General features: G+C 71.9%; 16 protein-coding genes. 5 read left to right on the forward strand and 11 right to left on the reverse strand.

All coding sequences use genetic code 11. The features are described 5' to 3' along the window. Positions 1 to 548 precede the first annotated feature (548 nt). The 10 genes from phzG to ACFY1U_RS24420 form a co-directional block, all read right to left on the reverse strand. Positions 549 to 1187 carry a phenazine biosynthesis FMN-dependent oxidase PhzG gene (gene phzG, locus ACFY1U_RS24375; protein ID WP_390696227.1) on the reverse strand — a complete coding sequence of 213 codons (639 nt, stop codon included), beginning with the start codon at positions 1185 to 1187 and terminating at the stop codon, positions 549 to 551. Between the two features lie 17 nt (positions 1188 to 1204). After that, a complete protein-coding gene (locus ACFY1U_RS24380; RefSeq protein WP_390696228.1) occupies positions 1205 to 2038 on the reverse strand; it encodes a PhzF family phenazine biosynthesis protein in 834 nt (277 codons plus the stop codon). Next, positions 2023 to 2394, reverse strand: coding sequence for a hypothetical protein (locus tag ACFY1U_RS24385; RefSeq protein WP_390696229.1), 372 nt, complete (start codon positions 2392 to 2394; stop codon positions 2023 to 2025). Before ACFY1U_RS24385 ends, ACFY1U_RS24380 begins: the two co-directional genes overlap by 16 nt. Beyond that, positions 2384 to 4264: an anthranilate synthase family protein gene (locus ACFY1U_RS24390; protein WP_390696230.1), complete on the reverse strand. Its 1881-nt coding sequence runs from the start codon at positions 4262 to 4264 to the stop codon at positions 2384 to 2386. Before ACFY1U_RS24390 ends, ACFY1U_RS24385 begins: the two co-directional genes overlap by 11 nt. Continuing rightward, a complete protein-coding gene (locus tag ACFY1U_RS24395) occupies positions 4261 to 4884 on the reverse strand; it encodes an isochorismatase family protein (RefSeq protein ID WP_390696231.1) in 624 nt (207 codons plus the stop codon). Before ACFY1U_RS24395 ends, ACFY1U_RS24390 begins: the two co-directional genes overlap by 4 nt. Before the next feature lie 48 nt (positions 4885 to 4932). Then, positions 4933 to 6117: a 3-deoxy-7-phosphoheptulonate synthase gene (locus tag ACFY1U_RS24400; RefSeq protein WP_390696232.1), complete on the reverse strand. Its 1185-nt coding sequence runs from the start codon at positions 6115 to 6117 to the stop codon at positions 4933 to 4935. Positions 6118 to 6155: 38 nt separating this feature from the next. Next, complete coding sequence (locus tag ACFY1U_RS24405; RefSeq protein WP_390696233.1) at positions 6156 to 6635, reverse strand: PhzA/PhzB family protein; 480 nt, start codon at positions 6633 to 6635, stop codon at positions 6156 to 6158. A 34-nt stretch (positions 6636 to 6669) separates the two neighbouring features. Then, positions 6670 to 7851 (reverse strand): acyl-CoA dehydrogenase family protein, encoded by a 1182-nt coding sequence (locus tag ACFY1U_RS24410; RefSeq protein ID WP_390696234.1) that lies wholly within the window; start codon positions 7849 to 7851, stop codon positions 6670 to 6672. 166 nt (positions 7852 to 8017) lie between these two features. Further along, on the reverse strand, positions 8018 to 9406 hold the full coding sequence (locus tag ACFY1U_RS24415) for an FAD-dependent oxidoreductase (RefSeq protein ID WP_390696235.1): 1389 nt from the start codon (positions 9404 to 9406) through the stop codon (positions 8018 to 8020). Positions 9407 to 9724: 318 nt separating this feature from the next. Further along, positions 9725 to 10570 (reverse strand): SAM-dependent methyltransferase, encoded by an 846-nt coding sequence (locus tag ACFY1U_RS24420; RefSeq protein WP_390696236.1) that lies wholly within the window; start codon positions 10568 to 10570, stop codon positions 9725 to 9727. A gap of 248 nt (positions 10571 to 10818) precedes the next feature. Between ACFY1U_RS24420 and ACFY1U_RS24425 the strand changes: the two genes are divergently transcribed. Then, the gene (locus ACFY1U_RS24425; RefSeq protein WP_390696237.1) at positions 10819 to 11838 is read left to right on the forward strand and encodes an Lrp/AsnC family transcriptional regulator; all 1020 of its coding nucleotides are present in this window, start codon (positions 10819 to 10821) and stop codon (positions 11836 to 11838) included. Between the two features lie 94 nt (positions 11839 to 11932). On the opposite strand, the gene ACFY1U_RS24430 is transcribed toward ACFY1U_RS24425, so the two are convergent. Then, on the reverse strand, positions 11933 to 13384 hold the full coding sequence (locus ACFY1U_RS24430) for an MFS transporter (RefSeq protein ID WP_390696238.1): 1452 nt from the start codon (positions 13382 to 13384) through the stop codon (positions 11933 to 11935). A 388-nt stretch (positions 13385 to 13772) separates the two neighbouring features. Here ACFY1U_RS24430 and ACFY1U_RS24435 point away from each other — a divergent pair, with 388 nt between their 5' ends. The 4 genes from ACFY1U_RS24435 (at position 13773) to ACFY1U_RS24450 (ending at position 18461) form a co-directional block, all read left to right on the forward strand. Next, entirely contained in the window at positions 13773 to 14795 is a 1023-nt protein-coding gene (locus tag ACFY1U_RS24435; protein ID WP_390696239.1) for an MDR family NADP-dependent oxidoreductase, read from the forward strand. Positions 14796 to 14837: 42 nt separating this feature from the next. Next, a complete protein-coding gene (locus ACFY1U_RS24440; protein WP_390696240.1) occupies positions 14838 to 15938 on the forward strand; it encodes a phenazine antibiotic biosynthesis protein in 1101 nt (366 codons plus the stop codon). Further along, the gene (locus ACFY1U_RS24445; protein WP_390696241.1) at positions 15938 to 17323 is read left to right on the forward strand and encodes an aldehyde dehydrogenase family protein; all 1386 of its coding nucleotides are present in this window, start codon (positions 15938 to 15940) and stop codon (positions 17321 to 17323) included. The genes ACFY1U_RS24440 and ACFY1U_RS24445 overlap by 1 nt, the downstream gene beginning before the upstream one ends. A gap of 136 nt (positions 17324 to 17459) precedes the next feature. Next, a complete protein-coding gene (locus tag ACFY1U_RS24450; RefSeq protein ID WP_390696242.1) occupies positions 17460 to 18461 on the forward strand; it encodes an Lrp/AsnC family transcriptional regulator in 1002 nt (333 codons plus the stop codon). Positions 18462 to 18490 lie beyond the last annotated feature (29 nt).

Here is an 18490-nt window from a genome sequence, read left to right on the forward strand (position 1 = left end):
GGCCAGAACGGGAAACGGACGGCGTCCGGCCCCAGACGCGACCGACAGGACAGGAAGCAGCTGACGCCCGGCCCCCGACGGGCCCCTCAGGACGGAAGGCGGCCCACACCCGGCCCCGGACGCGCCGGCCAGAACGGGAAACGGACGGCGTCCGGCCACAGACGCGACCGACAGGACAGGAAGCAGCTGACGCCCGGCCCCCGACGGGCCCCTCAGGACGGAAGGCGGCCCACACCCGGCCCCGGACGCGCCGGCCAGAACGGGAAACGGACGGCGTCCGGCCACAGACGCGACCGACAGGACAGGAAGCAGCTGACGCCCGGCCCCCGACGGGCCCCTCAGGACGGAAAGGGGCCGGCACCCGGCCGCAGGCGTGCCGCTCAGGAGCGGAAACGGCCGGCACCCGGCCGCGGACAAGCCGGTAAGGGCGGAAAGCGGCTCACACTCGGCCGCGAACGAGCCGCTCGGGACAGGAACGGGCCCACGCCCGGCCGCGGACATGACGGTCAGGACGGCAAGCGGCCCACGCCCGGCCCCGGACCGCCCGGTCACGGCTGGAGGTGGCTGGTGGACCAGCCGTGGTGGTGGCGGTCGTAGCGCAGTCTGCGGTGCAGCCGGTCGGAGTCGGCGGACCAGAACTCCACGGCGACGGGGGCGAGCAGGTAGCCCCTGTAGCGGGCGGGGCGGGGCAGCGCGGTGCCGGGGGCGGCCAGGCGGTCGGCCTCGGCGCGCAGGGCGGCGGCGTCGCGCAGGGGTTCGCTCTGCCGGGAGGCCGCGGACATGGAGTGCATGGGGATCGGGCGGCCGTACCACAGGGCGTCGGAGTCGGCGTCGCTCAGCTGCGAGACGGGACCGGAGAGGATGAGCTGCTGTCCGGTCTCGCGCCAGTAGAGCAGGCCCGAGGCCCAGCCGGTGGCGGCCATCTCGCGGCCCTTCTGGCTGGTGGCGTGGCTGGCGAAGACCAGGCCGCGGTTGTTGATGCCGCTGATGGACACGATGCGGTTGGAGGCGCGTCCTTGGCTGTCGGCGGTGGCCAGGGCCAGCGCGCGGGGTTCGCGCACGCCGCGGGCGGTGGCCTCGTCGATCCACTCCTGGACGAGGCCCATGGGTTCGGCCGGCGGGTCGTCGTACTCGGGGAAGTCCAGGTCGACTTCGCCGGTGAGGCTTTCGAATCGGCTGCTGTTCACGGGTTCCTCGCTGAGCGCTAGACGTGGAGGGTGCCGTGGGCGGCGATGACGCCGTGGCCGCCCACCTCGACCGAGCGGACCGTCTCGCCGGTGCCCTCGGCGGTGGCGAGCATGAGGGAGGGGCGGCCCATCTCGACGCCTTGGAGGATCTCCAGGTGCTGCCCGTAGCCGGCGAGCCCGTGCCTGGCGAGATGGATGGCGAGGGGGCCCGCCGCCGAGCCGGTCGCCGCGTCCTCGACCACGCCGTAGGCGGGCGAGAACATGCGGGTGCGCCAGTGGGTGCCCGACCCGGCGAAGCAGTTCGCGGCCATGTCCTCGAAGGCGCTCAGGGCGCGGTGGTCGGGCCGCAGGGCGGACAGCGCCGCCACGCTCTCCAGGCCCACGAAGACGTGCCGGGGACCGTTGCGGTAGATCTCGACGGGCGCGACCGTCTCGTGCACGCCGAGCGCCGCCAGGAGTTCCTCGCGGTGTTCGTACGGCTCCCAGGTGGGGACGGGCTGCCGCATCCGCGCCGTCGAGGCGTCCTCGTCGTGGGCGAGTTCGAAGGGGATCACGCCCATGGCGGTCTCCAGCCTGAGCCGGTCCTCCTTGAGTGTGCGGCCCAGCGCCACCGCCGTGCCGAGCAACGGATGGCCCGCGAAAGGCAGTTCGTTGACCGGTGTGAAGATGCGGATGCGGGCGTCGCCGCCCTGCTCGGCCGGCAGGACGAAGGTGACCTCGGAGAGGTTCATCTCCTTGGCGATGCGCTGCATCAGCTCGCCGGTGAGGTCCGCGGCGTCGAGGAACACCGCCACGGGATTGCCTTCGAGCGGGGTGCGGGCGAAGGCGTCGACGACTATGTATTCGTGCACGGTTCCACATCCCCCGTAGTAGCTGCCATGGCGGTGAGCACGGGCCCCAGGCCGTCGAGTCGAGGTAGGTCGTGCGCCCCCTCGACGGTGGCCTCCACCTCGAAGCGGCCGCGGTGCGTCGGCGGGCCGCCGATCAGCTGCGCCGCCCGGTTGGGAGGCAGCTCGGCCGGGCGATCTCCCTCCCACAGCATCACCGCGCCCCACCGGTTGGTCTCCCGGTCCGCCAGCCAGATCTTCAGCCGCAGCCCCGGTACGTCGCTCCAGTCGGCGACGGCTCCGTCGCGCAGGTCGGCGGTCAGGGAGTCGATGGTCTGCCCGGTGCCGTCGAGGTCCCACCAGGCGATGTCAACCCGCACGCTGGAGCACCTCCCGCAGGGTGCGGCCCACGATGCGCGGCCCGTCGACGGTGAGCACCGACTCGGCGTGGAACTGCATCGAGGCGAACGAGGGCCCGCGCAGGGCGTGCACCTCGCGGGTCACCGGGTCCCGGCTGACCTCCACGAGCCCGTGGGCGGCGGTGTCCAGCTTGTCCTCGGCGCTGCGGGCGGCGAACGTGTTGTAGAAGCCGACGCGTTCCCGGCTGCCGAACAGGTCGATCTCCCGTTGCACGCCCTGGTTCGGCACATCGCGGCGGGCCAGGTCGAGGCCGAGGCTCAGGCTGAGAACCTGGTGGCTGAGGCAGACGGCGACGAACGGCCGCTGTTCGGCGAGGAGTCGGGCGATCGCCGCACGCAGGTGACGGATCTTGGGGTCGTCCACGGCACGCGGGTCACCGGGGCCGGGGCCCATCACCACGAGGTCGTGGCCTTCGAAGGCGTACGGCTCGTCGAAGCGGCGTACCGTCACCTCAAGGCCCAGTGACCGCAGCTGGTGGCCGATCATCGCGGTGAAGGTGTCCTCCGCGTCGACGACCAGGGCGCTCAGGCCCGCGAGCCCGGGCACGGCGGGCCGTGCCGCGCCGGCGCCCTTGAGCCAGAACTCCGCGATGCCGTCGTTGCGGCGGTCCAGTGCGGCGCGGACGTCCGGATGGCTGCCGTAGCGGGTGCCGCGGCCGGACTCCAGTGCGCCGAGCAGTCCGGCCGCCTTGGCGCGGGTCTCGGCGACCTCCGAGTGCGGGTCGGAGTGCCGTACGAGCGTGGCGCCCACGCCGATCCGTACGCGGCCCGTGGTGTCGATGTCGGCGGTGCGGATGAGGATGGCCGAGTCGAGGGAGCGCTCGCCACTGCTGTCGCGGCCGATCAGCGCGGCCACCCCGCTGTAGTAACCGCGGCCCGCGGGCTCGTACTTGGCGATGACCCGGGCCGCGCTCTCCAGCGGGCTGCCCGTGACGGTGGGTGCGAACAGGGTCTCGCGCAGGATCTCGCGGACGTCCCTGCGGGTGTGGCCCTCGATGAAGTACTCGGTGTGGGCGAGGCGGGCCATCTCCTTGAGATAGGGGCCGAGCACCCGGCCCCCGCCCTCGCAGATGCGGGCCATCATCTTCAGTTCCTCGTCGACGACCATGTACAGCTCGTCGGTCTCCTTGCGGTCGGCGAGGAACTCGGTGACGCCTTCGAGGGTGGGCCCGGCCGGCGGGTAGCGGTAGGTGCCGCTGATCGGGTTCATCACGGCGGTGCCGCCACTGACCGAGATGTGCCGCTCGGGTGTCGCGCCGACGAAGGTGCGCTCGCCGGTGTGGATGACGAACGTCCAGTAGGCGCCCTGCTCTCGTTCCAGCAGCCGGCGGAAGAACACCAGCGCGTCGTGGAGCGAGTAGCCGCCGATGTCGGCGAGGAAGGACCGTTTGACGACGAAGTTGGCGCCCTCGCCGGTGCCGATCTCGTCGGCGACGACCCGGCGCACGGTCTCGGCGTACTGCTCGTCGTCGATGTCGAAGCCGTGGGCGGTCACGGAGCCGGCGGTGTCCGGGAGGCGGAGCAGGAGTTCGGGCAGCGGCACCTGGTCCTGGCCGGTCACGGAGAGCGCGACCAGGGGCGCGCCGTCGTCGGGGGCGGTGAAGCCCCGCTCGGTGAGCTGCCGGTAGGGCACCACGACCAGGACGTCGTGCCCGGGGCCCGATGCCCCGTCGGCGAGCGGGATGTCGGCGAGCGTCTCGGGCAGGGTCACCTCGCCGACCAGGACGTCGACGGTGTCCGGGACTCCGGTCTCCGGGCGGTGCAGCAGGGCGAAGGCGGGGACCTCGAGGTTCAGCACCCGGTCCAGGAGGTCGCCGTGGGAGGCGCTCATGCGAACACCTCCGTGGACGGGAGGACCACCGCGCAGCGCTGGGCGGCGTACTGGAGGGCGAGGCGATGGTGGTCCGCGGAGAAGTCGCCGAGCGCGTCGGCGGCGAGGAAGGCCTGGATGTCGTTGGTGTACGCCTCCAGGGCGGTGGCGAGGACGCCGACATGGGCGTACACCCCGCACAGCACGAGCTGGTCGCGGCCCGCCGCCCGCATCCGCTCCAGCAGGTCGGAACGGAAGAAGGCGCTGTAGCGCCACTTGGTGAACACCCAGTCGCCCTCGGCGGGCGCCAGTTTCCCGGTGACCTCCCGGTCGGCGGGGTCGGTGCGCATGCCCGGGCCCCAGAAGTCCCTGAGCAGACCGCGGTCCTCCTCGGTCATCCGGCCGGGCTGCGCGGTGTAGGCGACGGGCACCCCGAGGGCGGCGGCCCGTCCCCGCAACGCTGCGGCGTTGTCGACGAGTTCGGAGCGCAGCGGGTCGGGCAGGGCCCTGAGGAAGTAGCGCTGCATGTCGTGCACGAGCAGGACGGCGCGGTCCGGGTCGGGGGTCCAGTCCGCGACGTTCTCGGGCAGGCTCGCGCGGGCGGGCAGAGGGTACGACGCTATGAGGGGTAGGCCGGCCATGAGGTCAGCTCCTTTCCAGCGGGGTGGCCGCGTCGGGCGGAACGGGCGTCACAGGGCGCTCGCCCAGGCGGTGACCAGGGCTACGGCCTGCCGGGAGTTGAGGCGCGGATCGCAGAAGGTGGTGTGGCGCTCGCCGATCCGGCCGAGCGCGGAGGCGTCCGCCGCGCACTCGGTGACGTCGTCCGGGGTGGTCTCCAGGTGGAGTCCGCCGGCGACTCCGCCGGCCGCCGCGACCGCATGGCCGAAGGCCTGCACCTCGTGGGCCATGGTGGTCAGCAGCCGGGTCTTGTGGCCGCCGGGTGCGGTGATCGTGTTGCCGTGCATCGGGTCGCACAGCCAGATCACCGGGTGGCCCGCCGAGCGCACCGCCGCCACGAGCGCCGGCAGGCGTTCGGCGACGACGTCGGCGCCCATCCGGGAGATCAGGGTGAGGCGGCCGGGCTCGCGCAGCGGGTCGAGCCGCTCGCACAGCGAGGTGATCTCCTCGGGCGTCATGGTGGGGCCGACCTTGCAGGCGACCGGGTTCACCACGTCGGACAGCAGATCCACATGGGCGCCGTCCAGCTGGCGGGTGCGCTCGCCGATCCAGGGCCAGTGGGTGGAGCCCAGCCAGCGGGTGGAGTCGCCGAGTTCGCGGATCATCGGCACCTCGTAGTCCAGCAGGAGGGCCTCATGGCTGGTCCACACCAGGGGCTCGGTGCCGGGCCAGGAGCGCAGCGCGGGGGCGCGCCAGCCGAGGTGCTCGACGATGTCGCCGGCCGCCATGTAGCCGGTGAGGATGCGCAGCGGGTCGGGGCGCCGGCTCTCCGGGTCGGGCTCGGGGCTGTTGACCATGTGCCCGCGGTAGACGGGCAGCGCCACCTCGCCGATCTGCTCGTAGTTGTTGGAGCGGGGCTTGGCGAACTGGCCGGCCATCCGCCCGACCCTGACGACGGGTTTGCCGGTGAGCATCTTCAGGGTGCTGGCCAGCAGATCGAGCACGGCGGTCTTGCGCCGCACATGCTCGGCCGTGCACTCCTCCGGGTCCTCCGCGCAGTCGCCGGCCTGCACCACGAGCGCCTCGCCCGCGGCCACGGAGGCCAGCAGCGAGCGCAGGGTGCGTACGTCGTCGACCCGGACCAGCGGCGGACGGGAGCCGAGGATCTCCCGTACCCGCTGAACCTGGGCGGGGTCGGGCCATTCGGGCTGTTGCAGGGCCTTGGCCCGCTGGATTTCAGTAAGTGCTTGTCCCACGACAATTCCCCCGTGAACGGAGAGGGTTAACGTTCTGGTCAGGTGGGGATGCCGGCGCGCTCGATGCGCGGGACGTCGATTCCCAGGGCCTTGAACTGCTGGCACGGATTCATGAACTCGCGCTGCTGCTTGATTTTCCCGTCCTCGAAGAGGAAGGAATGCAGAAAGTGGTTCCTGTAATACCCGTCGGAATATCCGGGAAAGAGAATCCTGCCTTCTCCGTCGCATTCGACCCAGAAGCGGTTCGGGTCCTGGGTGTCGAAGATCTCGACGTTGGTCCAGGCCCAGTCGGGGAAGCACTTGAGCGACCAGACGGCGTGCTCGCCCAGCCGGTCGCGGCCGCGGATGACGATCGGTTCGCCGCTCTCCGTGGTCCACAGGCCACCGGTGCCGTCCTCGGTGAACAGCAGGTGGCGCCTGAGCCGGTCCTCGCCACGGGTGTTCATGTACCGCTCGACGATCTCCCGGTTGTGGGTGCGCAGCTCGGTCCGGTCGGTGGGTATTCGGGGGTCTGACATGGGTGTCCTTCATGGTGGGGGGTGGGCTGGGGGCTCAGACGATGAAGCTGATGTCGCGCGGGTCGCCGCCGACCAGGGCACGGCCGTAGACCTGCTCGGGAATGCCCATGCCGAAGCCGGCGTGCCGGCTGCCGACGTTGATGTCGCGCCACAGCCGCTGCAGCGGGTTGGACTCGTTGAAGGCGGAGGAGCCGTGGGCGGTCAGGAGGGTGTCCACGGCCTCCCGGCACAGGCGTCCGACCTGCGCGGACTCCAGCCGGTTGCGGGCGCGGACGGTGAGGTCGGCGTTGACGCCGGCGCGGGCGAGTTCGTCGACGGTGTCCGCGATGCGGGCGGCCACCAGCTTCGCCGTGTCGATCTTCGAGGTGGCCTCGGCGAGGTCCAGCTGGAAGGTCGGGGACTGGGTCTGGTCGCGGTAGGTGGAACCGGCCACGGGGCGGGTCGGGCCCTTGGCGCGGACGAAGTCGAGGGCGGCCTCGGCGCCGCCGATCAGCGCGCCGATCAGCCCGATCGCGAAGAGGCCGGTCAGGCTGTTGCGGTAGGGCAGCGACGGGTCGACCACGCCGTCGGTCTCGCCGTTGAGGATCGGCAGGTAGGGCACCAGGCGGTGGTCGGGTACGAAGATCCGGTCGGCGACGACGGTGTTGGAGCCGGTGCCGCGCATGCCGGCGAAGTACCAGGTGTCCTTGACGGCGACCTCGTCGACCGGCATCAGCGCGAACCGCACGTCGGGCCGGCCCGCTTCGGTGGGCACGGCGATCAGGGCGCTGACCCACTGGGCGTGCAGGCAGCCGGAGACATAGGCCCATTCGCCGCTGACGATCGCTCCGCCCTCGACGAGCTCGACGGCCGGCGAGGGCATGCCCAGCACGAGCGCGGCCCGGGCGTCCGGGTCCTCGCCCCACACCTCGTCGCCGGCCGCGGCCGGGAAGAGGCCGGCCATGAAGTTGCCGGCGTTGAGCACACCCGCGATCCAGGCGGCCGACGGGCAGCCCCGGCCGAGCGCGGTGGCGACGTCGAGCAGGGTGCGCATGTCGGTCTCGTGGCCGCCGAGCCGGCGCGGTGTCTGCAGACGCAGCAGCCCGGCCTCGGTCAGGGCGGCGACGACCCGGTCGGACAGGCGCCTTTCACGTTCGCATTCGACGGCGTCCTCCCACAGCAGCTCTCGCAGGCCGTCGGCCCGCGCGACAAGCTCGGCACGGTCGGGAATCGTCATTCCGAATCATTCCTCTCGAATTTCTCGGCGTTTGTGACGCTAAGCCGCTCAAAACCTTGGAGTCAAGGCCATCATTTCGGCTTCGCCTGGAAGGCGAAATTCTGAAAATGGGCAGGTTCAAGCGACGCGGCGCGTTTTACGGTCCGCGTTCTGCGAAGCGGAATTGTTAATTCGGCCGGGAGGAGTGGAGCAGGTTGCCGAGCAGGACCCGGCCGAGCGTGGCGGGATGCAGCAGGATGAGAGGCGACGAGAGCAGCGAGCCGACCTTGACGAACTCCTGGGCCACCACGGGGTCCCGCTCCGCGGCGGTCATCACCCGGCCGAAGAAGGCGTTGCTCAGCCGCACCGGCAGCGGCCGGGGGCCCGCCACCTCGGGGAGCGTCAGGTCACTGCCGACGGCCATCTGCCAGGCCACCTCGATCTTCCGGGCGGCCGCCCGGAAGAAGCGGTACGGCAGCCGGTCGCGGCCGTTGTCGAGACACTCCCGCAGTGCGGCGGCCTGGAGCGCGGCGACGGACATGCCCTGGCCGTAGACGGGGTTGAAGCTGCAGATCGCGTCGCCGAAGACGAGCAGCCCCTCGGGGAAGCGCTGCAGCCGTTCGTAGCGGCGGCGCACGCTGGCCGGATAGCGATGCGCCACCGGGTCGTCGATCGGCTCGGCCGCGCACAGGGCCTCGAAGACGTCGGAGGGCACGATGGGCTTGGCGTACTCCAGGAACTCGGCCGGGTCGGTCGGCGGGTGATGGCCGCCGTAGCCGATCAGGGTGAGCATCCAGCGGTCGGCCTCGTGCTGGAGGAAGGTGGCGCCGGTGGGCCGGCCGGGCTCGGCGCCGACGATGACGACCTTGCGGCGGCCGAGGGCGCCAGGAGCGAGCCGCAGGTTTCGGCTGACGTACTTGATGTCGACGGCGATCTTCTCCTCCGCCGGGGGCTCGTAGCCGAGGTCGGACAGCCAGCGGGTGGTGCGGCCGCCGCGGCCGGTGGCGTCGACGACGAGGTCGGCGGCCAGTTCCCGCTCGTCCCCGCCGTCCCGCCGCACCAGGCGTACGCCGGTCACCCGGGTCCGGTCCGGGGTGCCGGTCAGGCCGGACGCCTCGCACCGGTCGATGATCTGCACGCCCGGCAATTCCCGCACCCGGGCCCGGACTCGGCCCTCCAGCTGGGGCCGGGTCGGCTGGTAGGTGGGGGTGGGATCGGCGTACCGGCCCTCCTGGCACAGGAGATGGCCGCCCGGCGCGAAGTGCATCTCGACGGGCTCGCGGACCACGGGCACCCCGTCGGCCTCGAACTCCTCCAGCAGACCGGGGAACATCCGCTGCAGTCCCCGGGTGCCGGCGGGCAGGATCGCGTGGGCGTGCCGGCCCTGCGGCACCCCGCGCCGGTTCTCGTCGGTCTCGGGGAGCGTGTCCCGGTCGACGACCGTGACCCGGTCGAAGGTGTCGGACAGCACCCGGGCGGCGAAGAGGCCGGCGATGCTGGCCCCGAGCACCACGCAGTGGCCGCCGCGGGCGCGCGGCTCCTTGGGATCGTGGGGGCGTGCGGTGTCGTCAGACATGCGATTCCTCTGCTGTCCGTGAGGCGGATGGCCGAGCGGGTTTCCCGGATGCGCCCGCAATGGCAAGGCAGGAGAATTCCTGGGGAATCCCGCGTTCCGAACCGTGGAACGGCGACTTTCGGCGAGCGGATACGACAGGGCCGATGTGGACGTGGCTCAAATACGCCGTACGGGCGGCCCGATCGGCCTGCGCCGGGAAAACTGGATGCTCGACCGGTCCCGGCCGAATACCGCGACGGTGACCGAAAAACGGCGGCAGGCAACGGAATGAGGAATTCCGAATTACCGGACGCGGGACTTCTTCCCCCGTATACCTCACTATCGCGGACCGGTGAGCACCGCGGTCGTGAGCCAGCAGGCGGGAAGCGGGGCCACCGTGCGCCCGTGGCCGATGCGCGGGTCGTCGCCCGCGTGGACCTGGGCCCGCCAGCCGTGGTCCGCGAGCCACTCGGCCAGGTCGTCGCGGGCGGAGAGCCACTGGGCGCCCTGCTCCTCGACCCGCTCGCGCACGGGCCTGCCCTCCTCCCGCAGCATGGCCGCCTGGAGGTGCTCCAGCATGAGCCGGCTGCCGGGGGCGGAAAGCTCGCTCAGGCCGGCCAGCAGCGACTCGTTCGCCGCGTCGGTCAGATACATCAGCAGGCCCTCGACCAGCCAGACCGTCGGCTGCGCCGGATCGAAACCGGCAGCTCGCAGGGCCTGTTGCCAGTCCCCGCGCAGATCGGCGGCGACCCCGCGGCGCTCGCAGGCGAGAGGCAGCCCGCACCGCGCGATCAGGGCGTCCTTGAACTCCGTCATCTCCGGCAGCTCCACCTCGAACCAGCGGGTGCCGGCCGGCAGATCAAGCCGTATCGTCCGGCCGTCCACTCCGGCTGCCAGCGTGACGACCTGCCGGATCCCGGTGCCCAGCCCGGCCAGGATCTCGTCGTCGAAGAACCGGGTGCGCACCGCGAAGTACGTCGGGAAGCCCGCGGCGCTGGTGTGCGTCTGCTTGATCACCTCGGCCACGTCACCCAGCACCGGGTCCTCGGCCAGGGCCGAGAGCATCGCGCCGGCGAGCGGGTCCCGGAACAGCGGATCCGGACTCTCGCTTTCCAGTTGACGCATCCACGCGATGAAGAGTGCGGTCTGCCCGACTCCGGCCGAAGGCGTCTTCAGCTCCACCATAAAATCCTCCCCAAGACGAGTTCAACTCAATGAAAAAGCACGGGTCTACGCAGGCTGATAGTCAAGCGTGAAACTTCCGGCGCAATTGCTTGCTATTTCCCGGCAGATGGGGCTCGAATGCCCGGGGGAACATGGCCCGAGCGGCGATCTGATGGAATTCTGCGGGGCCTTGCGGCTGCGATGGTAGCGTGCACTGCGTTATCTTCAACTTTATTCCACGGAGCAGGCCCCCACTGAAGGATGTGTGCATGCTCGACGACCTGGACCGTGCCCTGATCCACGCGCTGCACATCGACGGCCGTGCGCCGTTCAGTCAGATCGCCGCCGCGCTCGACGTCTCGCCGCAGACCGTGGCCCGTCGCTACCGGCGGCTGCGCACCGAGGCGTCCCTGCGGGTGGTGGGACTGCCGGATCCTCATCAGGCAGGTCAGACACAGTGGCTCGTGCGGCTCACCGCGGCGGCGAGCAGCGCGCAGGACCTGGCGCACGCCCTGGTGCGGCGGCAGGACACGTCGTGGGTGAAGCTCACCTCCGGCGGCACCGAGATCGTCGCGATCATCCACACACCGACCGAGGCGGGCGCGGGCAACTCCCTGCTGCTGCGCGACATTCCGCGCACCAACCACATCACCGCGGTGTCCGCGCACTGCATCCTGCACACCTACCTGGGCGGGTCGACGAACTGGCGGCGCAGCGCCGACAGCCTCGACGACAAGCAGCAGCGCGTGCTGCGCGAGCACGAGGCGGCGGACACCTCCTACGTGCCCGTGCCACGCCAACTCACCGATTCCGACACGGACTTGCTGGTCGCCCTGCAGCGGGACGGACGGGCCACACACGCCGAGCTGGCGCAGGCCACCGGCTGGTCCCCGGTCACCGTGGCGCGCCGCCTCGCGGATCTGCAGGCGGGCGGCGCGATCTTCTTCGACGTGGAGGTCGACACCGGGCACTTCGGCGCCAACACCCGGGCGCTGCTGTGGATGTCCGTGAGCCCCGCGCACCTCGAGCACGTGGCGACGACGCTCGCCGGCCACGACGAGCTGGCCTTCGTGGCCGCGACCACGGGCCCCACCAACCTGGTGGCCCAGGCCCTGTGCCGCGACCCCGCCGACCTGCACCACTACCTGGCCCGGCGGCTCGGCTCACTGGACGCGATCCACACCCTGGAGACCAGCCCGGTCCTGCAGAACCTCAAGGCGGCGAGCCCGATCATCACGGACCTGGCCCGGACCAGGCGCGCCGCGGCGGCACCCCGTACCCGGGTCTGAAAACCCCTGCCCATACGGAAGAAGCGGCGGCCCGAAGGCCGCCGCTCGTCCCTGCGCTGATCCGCTGGTCCGCTCCCCGTGTGAAAGGGCTCGGCTAATGTCCCGTCCCGGCGTCCGCCGGCGCGTCCCTGTCGATCATCATGCGGCTCGTCGCGAAGCTCACCACCACCAGGGCGACGGCGACCCAGAAGGCCAGCTGTACGGCGTGCAGCGCCGAGGAGGCGTCGCCGGAGCGGGCGCTGCCCAGGTAGACGCTGCCGAGGATCGCCACACCGAGCGTGGCGCCCAGCTGCTGGACGGCGTTGAGCAGACCGGCGGCCGAGCCGATCTCCTGGGGCTGCAGCGGCTTGAGGGCGATGGTGAAGAAGGCGGGGCTGAACAGCCCCACGCCGAGCCCGACGACACCGAGCGCGAGGAGCAGCGGCGTGGGGTACTTGTCCGGGTCCGCCGCGTGGTACACGGCGACGGCGGCGAGCGCGCCGGCCAGCAGCACGGCGAGCCCCAGGGACATCATGCGGTGCCCGTAACGCCTGACCAGGTGCGCGCCGGCCACCCAGGAGGCGACCGCCAGGCCCACCGACCACGGCGCGAGGGTCAGGCCCGCCTTCAACACGTCCGTGCCCAGGCCCAGTTGCAGCTGGAGCACGATGACCATCATCAGGCCGTTGGTGACGGCGAAGAACGCGGTCGAGGTCACCAGGGCGGCGGGGAAGCCGCGGTGGGCGAACAGGCTCGGCTCCACCAGCGGGCTGCGCCCGGCGGCCGCCACCGACCGCTGGTGCAGCGCGAACACCACCATCAGGCACAGCCCGGCCGCGATGGCCGCCCAGCTCCACCCGGACATGGCCGACAGATCGGCGCCGATCAGCGGGTAGACCACGAGCCCGATGCCGGCCATGGCCAGCAGGGTGCCGGTCACGTCGAGAGTGGGCCGCTTGGGGGCGCGGTTCTCCATCAGCCTGGGCGAGATCGCCAGCACGACCAGTGACACGGGAACATTCACCAGGAAGGCCGCGCGCCAGGAGGAGCCGAACAGGTTCGCATGGGTGAGCACCCCGCCGAGCACCGGCCCGCAGACGGCTGCCAGGCCCATCACCGGGCCGATGCTGCCAAGCGCCTTGGACATCTCGGGCCCGGCGAACATCGTCTTGATCAGACCGATGGTCTGGGGGATGATCACGGCCGCCGCGGCCCCCTGCACCACCCGGAAGGCGATGAGCAGTCCGACGGAGGGCGCCAGGGCGCAGGCGGCGGACGCGATCATGAATCCGGTGACACCGGTCACGAACAGCCGCTTGCGGCCGGCGATGTCACCCAGCCGGCCACCGGTGATCAGCAGCACGGCGAACGGCAGGGTGTAGGCGGTCGTGAACCACTGGATGTCGGACACGGACCCGCCCAGGTCCGCGTGGATCGCCGGCGCGGCGACCTGCACGATGGTCGCGTCCAGCAGGTTCATCGCCTCACCGAGCAGCAGGGCGGTGAGCGCCAGCCACCGCCATCGGTACGCCGTGGGAGTCGGCGTCAGCACACGCTCAGCAGTCATCGGGGGTTCCTCTCCACCGTTGTCGACACGCCGGCCCGGCCCCGGTCGAGGGGCCTTTGGCCGACCACGACTCAGCGTGGGGCGGGGCGGACAGGAGGCTCCAGCCAGAGCGGGAAGATGGAGGATTCCTTCCATCCGAGCCCTGCGCCCTGTCGATTTCCCACACCGCGGGGCGGGGCTCGTCCGCCGTCGCCCGTGCCGCCAACGGGAAGACGGGTCCCCCTGGGCGGTGTGAGGTTCCTTCACAGGGCCGCCCTCGATGGAAGAAATGCTCCAGTCCGCCGCCGCGACTGGAGCGGGCGGGCGTGATCACTCCACGCTGGGGTCTCCCGGCCACCTCCCGTGTGCCGGAGGCCTACTCCTTCGTTCACCTTGTTCAGGAGCGTGGATGACTGTCCTGCCCGCCACCCAGAGAGAAGTCCGTCTGCTCGCCAAGCCCGCCGGTCTGCCCGGGCCCGAGCACTTCGGCGTCGTCGAGACACCCGTCGCAGCGCCCGCGGAGGGCGAAGTGCTGGTGCGCAACCTGTTCTTCCATGTCTTCGCCACCCTGCGCATCCTGATCGCGGGAGCGACCCAGGACACGCCGTTCCCGGTGCTCCACGACGGGGACACCCTGGTGGGCGCGGCGGTCGGCGTGGTCGAGAAGTCCCCCGAGGGCTGCGGCCTCGACCCGGGCGACCTGGTCTCGCACTGGCTGGGCTGGCGCGAGTACGCCGTCGTACCCGCCGCCGAGTGCACCCGGCTGGATCCGACGGTGCTGCCCGACCCGGCGGCCCATCTGCAGCAGGGCTGGACGGCGTACGCGGCGCTCACCCGCGGGGTCGAACTGCGCGCGGGCGACACGGTGTTCGTCTCCGCCGGCGGCAGCGGCATCGGCTCGATGGCCGGCCTGATCGCACGCCGGCTGGGGGCCGGGCGGGTCATCGCCAGCGCCGGTTCACGGGAGAAGGCCGAGCGGCTGCGTGCCGAGATCGGTTACGACGACGTGGTGGTCCGCGGCGAGGGGCCGCTGGCGGAGCAGCTGGCGAAGGCGGCGCCCGAGGGCATCGACGTCTTCTTCGACAACGTCGGCGGCGAGCAGCTCGCGGCCGCCGTGGCGGCGGCACGGCCCGGCGCCCGGTTCGTGCTGATCGGCGCGCTGTCCGGGCAGCTGGCCGCGGAGAGCACCGGGACCACGGCGCCCGTGGAGCTCGACTCGCTGCCGCTGATCCACAAGCGGATCGAGATGCGCGGCTTCAGCTCCGACGACTTCGCCGGCAAGGACGAGTGGACCGAGCGCTTCGGGGCCTGGCTCAGGGCCGGGGAGATCTCCTTCCCGCATGTGCGGGTCAAGGGCATCGAGAACGCGCCGCGGACCCTGCTGGAGGTGATCGAGGGACGGCACATCGGCGCCGTCGTCGTCGAGCTGTAGCCCGCGCAACCGCCGTACCACCGACCCCGTCAGGAGTTCCCCGTGCCACAGTCCGCCACCGACATCCTCGATCTGCCTCCGGGCGTCCGGCCGGAGCCGGACGAGCTGATCCGTGCCGCCATGCAGTGGCACTTCGGCCCCCGGACGGGATCGCCGTTCTGGCTGGAGCGGGCCAAGAGCCTGCCCTTCGATCCGCTGACCGACGTCAAGAGCCACGACGACCTGACGCTGTTTCCCAATGTGGCGGCCGAGCTGCGGGGGGTCCCCGCGCAGGAGCTGATACCGCGCGGGTACGGCGGGCGCCCGGACGTGGTGGGGGTGTTCGAGAGCGGCGGGACGACCGGGGCGCCGAAGCGGGTCGTCCTGCTGCGGGACTGGCTGGAGCGGATGCTGCACTGGAGCAATCTCAATCTGGACGCCCACGGCTTCCCGCGCGGCGTGGACTGGCTGGGCCTGGTGCCGACCGGACCGCACATCGTGGGCGAGTACTTCCGCCGTTCCGCGGCCACCCACGGCCGGTACGGCTTCACCCTCGACCTGGACCCGCGCTGGGTGAAGAAGCTGATCGCCGCCGGTCGCGGGGCGGATGCCGACGCCTACGCCGAACACCTCGTCGACCAGGCGGAGTTCGTGCTGCGCACCCAGGACATCGGCGTGCTGACCGTCACTCCCCCGCTCCTTGAGCGCATCGCCCGCCGCGACGACCTGGCCGAGCTGGTCAACTCGAAGGTGCGGGCGATCCGTTGGGGCGGCACCCAGCTGGATCCCGACTCCCGGTACCTGTACCGGACCGAGGTCTTCCCGGACACGGTGCTGTGCGGCAACTACGGCTCCACGATGATTCTCGGCTTCGCCGGCGAGCGCCCCGGTCTGTCCGAGGACGCCGGCTGCGTCTTCGACCCGTACAGCCCGTATGTGACCTTCCGTGTCGTCGACCCGGCGACCCTGCTCCCGGTGGGGTACGGCGAGCGCGGGCGGGTGCTGGTGCATCACGTCAGCAAGTCGTTCTTCCTGCCCAACAACCTGGAGCGGGACCTGGCGACCCGGACCGAGCCGCTCGCGGGGCAGTGCGGGGACGCGGTGGCGGACATCGCGCCCGTGGCCACCTTCGAGAACGAGACCGTGATCGAGGGCGTGTACTGATGCCCGGGCCTTCCTCACGCGTGGTCGCGCTGGACGCTCTGGGCGCCCAGGGGTCCTACCGGGCCCGCAACCGGCTGAGTGTGACCGACGTGGCGGGCCGGGAGAACGCCGAACTCAGCCTCGTACCACCGCTGTTCGTGGACCGCACCATGAAGGCGCTGCGCCGGGCCGCCGCACCCGGACCCGACGAGCGGATCGGCATGATCGCCCGGGCCGCCGGGCTCTTCGCGACCGCCGAGCTGAACGGTCTGACGCCCGAGGAGTACGCCCTCAGGGTCAGCCGGGTGGGCGGGACACCGATCTCGGTCGTACGGGTCACCGCCGCGGCCATCGCGGCGCGGCTGCGCACGGTGCACCACGCGGTGGAGCAGGCCCGGCCGGCCGGGGCGGTGCACCGGTGGGACGATCCGCTGACGCGGGCGGGGCGGGCGGTGTGGGTGCGCCGCGGGAGTGTGCTCGCGGTGCAGGCGGCGGGCAACCATCCCGGGCCGCACAGTCTGTGGCCCGAGGCGCTCGCGCTGGGCTACCGGGTCGCCGTCCGGCCCTCCCGGCGCGAGCCGTTCACCCCGCACCGGCTGGTCACCGCGCTGCGGGCGGCGGGCTTCGGCGACGACCGGGTGGCGCTGCTGCCGACCGACCACACGACCGCGGGCGCCCTGCTGCGGGGCGCCGACCTGGGGCTGGTGTACGGCGGCGAGGACGTGGTGCGGGGGTACGCCTCGGACCCCACGGTGCTGCCGCAGGGACCCGGCCGGTCGAAGATCCTGATCACCCGGGAGGTGGACTGGCGCGACCACCTGGACGTGATCGTCGACTCGGTGAGCGGGCACGGCGGCACGGGCTGCGTCAACACCACGGCCGTGTTCGTGGAGGGAGATCCCGGGCCGCTGTGCGCGGCACTCGCGGAGCGGCTGGCGGCCGTACCGAGTCTGCCTCCCGAGGACCCGGCGGCGGTGTTCCCGGTGCAGCCGCTGGCCACCGCGAAGGCGCTCCAGGCGCATCTGCAGCACCGGGCGTCCGGCACGAAGGCGTGGCTGGGCGGCGAGCAGGTCCTCGGTGAACTCGGCGACGGCAGCGCCGTGCTGCGTGCCGCCGTGCACCAGCTGGAACATCCCGGAGCTCCGCAGGCCGCGGTCGAACTACCGTTCCCCTGTGTGTGGGTGGCGCCCTGGACCCGCGAGGCGGGGCTCGGTCCGCTGCGCGACAGCCTGGTGCTGACCGCGCTCACCGACGACGAGGACCTGCTGTCCGCCCTGGTCCAGGAGCCCTCGATCGGCAATGTGTACGTCGGTGACCAGCCCACCCACCGGATGGAGTCCGGACTGCCCCACGACGGCTATCTCGCCGAGTTCCTGATGCGCTGCAAGTCGGTGATCCGCGACTGACCCGACCCGACCGACCCCTGCCCGAGGCGGTGCGCACGCACCGCCCCGCCGGCGGGGAGAACCTCCTGGGAGGGTTCTCCCCGCCGACGGCCGTGTCCGCCCCCGCCGCGCGGGGTGCCCGAAGGATGGTGTGCGCATGCTCGACGGACTCGACCGTGCCCTGATCCACGCGCTGCACATCGACGGCCGTGCCTCCTTCACCCAGCTGGCCGCCGTGCTGGCGGTCTCCCCGCAGACGGTCTCCCGCCGCTACGAGCGGCTGCGCGACGAGGCGGCGCTGCGCGTGGTGGGGCTGCCCGACCCACAGCTGACGGGACAGGAGCAGTGGCTGCTGCGGCTGACGGCGGGCCCGGAGACCGCCCTCGACCTCGCGCACGCGCTGGTGCGCCGCCCGGACACCTCATGGGTGTATCTGACCGGCGGGGGCACCGAGATCGTCGCCGTTCTCGAGACCCCGCTGGGCATGGCGCACGGCCACTCCCTGCTGTTGCACGAACTGCCGCCCAGCGTCGGCCTCACCGCCGTCTCCGCCCACCACCTGCTGCACACCTACCTCGGCTGGCGCACCCCGTGGCGGATGAGCGCCAACGCGCTGACCGCACGCCAGCAACGGATGCTGGGCGCACCACGGTTCACCGGGTACGGCATGTCGCTGCCCAGCCACCAGGTGCAGCTCACGCCCGCCGACCACGCCCTGATGGACGCCCTGCGGCGGGACGGGCGGGCCGCCGTCGGGGAGCTTGCCGCCGGCACCGGCTGGTCGTCGGCGACGGTCTCGCGCCGCCTGGACCATCTGCGCGCCTGCGGGGCGATCTTCTTCGACATCGAGCTCGACCCCGGCCTGCTGGGCGGCAGCGCCAAGACCCTCCTGTGGATGGCGGTGGCCCCGGCCCATCTCGACGAGGTCGCCACCACCCTGGCCCACCACGACGAGCTGGCCTTCGTCGCCCACACCACCGGCCCCACCAACCTGGTGGCGCACGCCCTGTGCCGGGACACGGCCGCCCTGTACCAGTACCTCACCCGCGGTCTGGGCGCGGTCAAGGCGATCCGCACCCTGGAAACGGCACCCGTGCTGCGCACTCTCAAGGCGGTGGGCACGATCACGCCCGCCGGGCCGGCGAGGGCGAACCGGTGACTGCCGTGAACCAAGTGGTTTGCGCGGTC

The sequence above is a fragment of the Streptomyces sp. NPDC001351 genome (assembly GCF_042896045.1).
GTDB lineage: Bacteria > Actinomycetota > Actinomycetes > Streptomycetales > Streptomycetaceae > Streptomyces.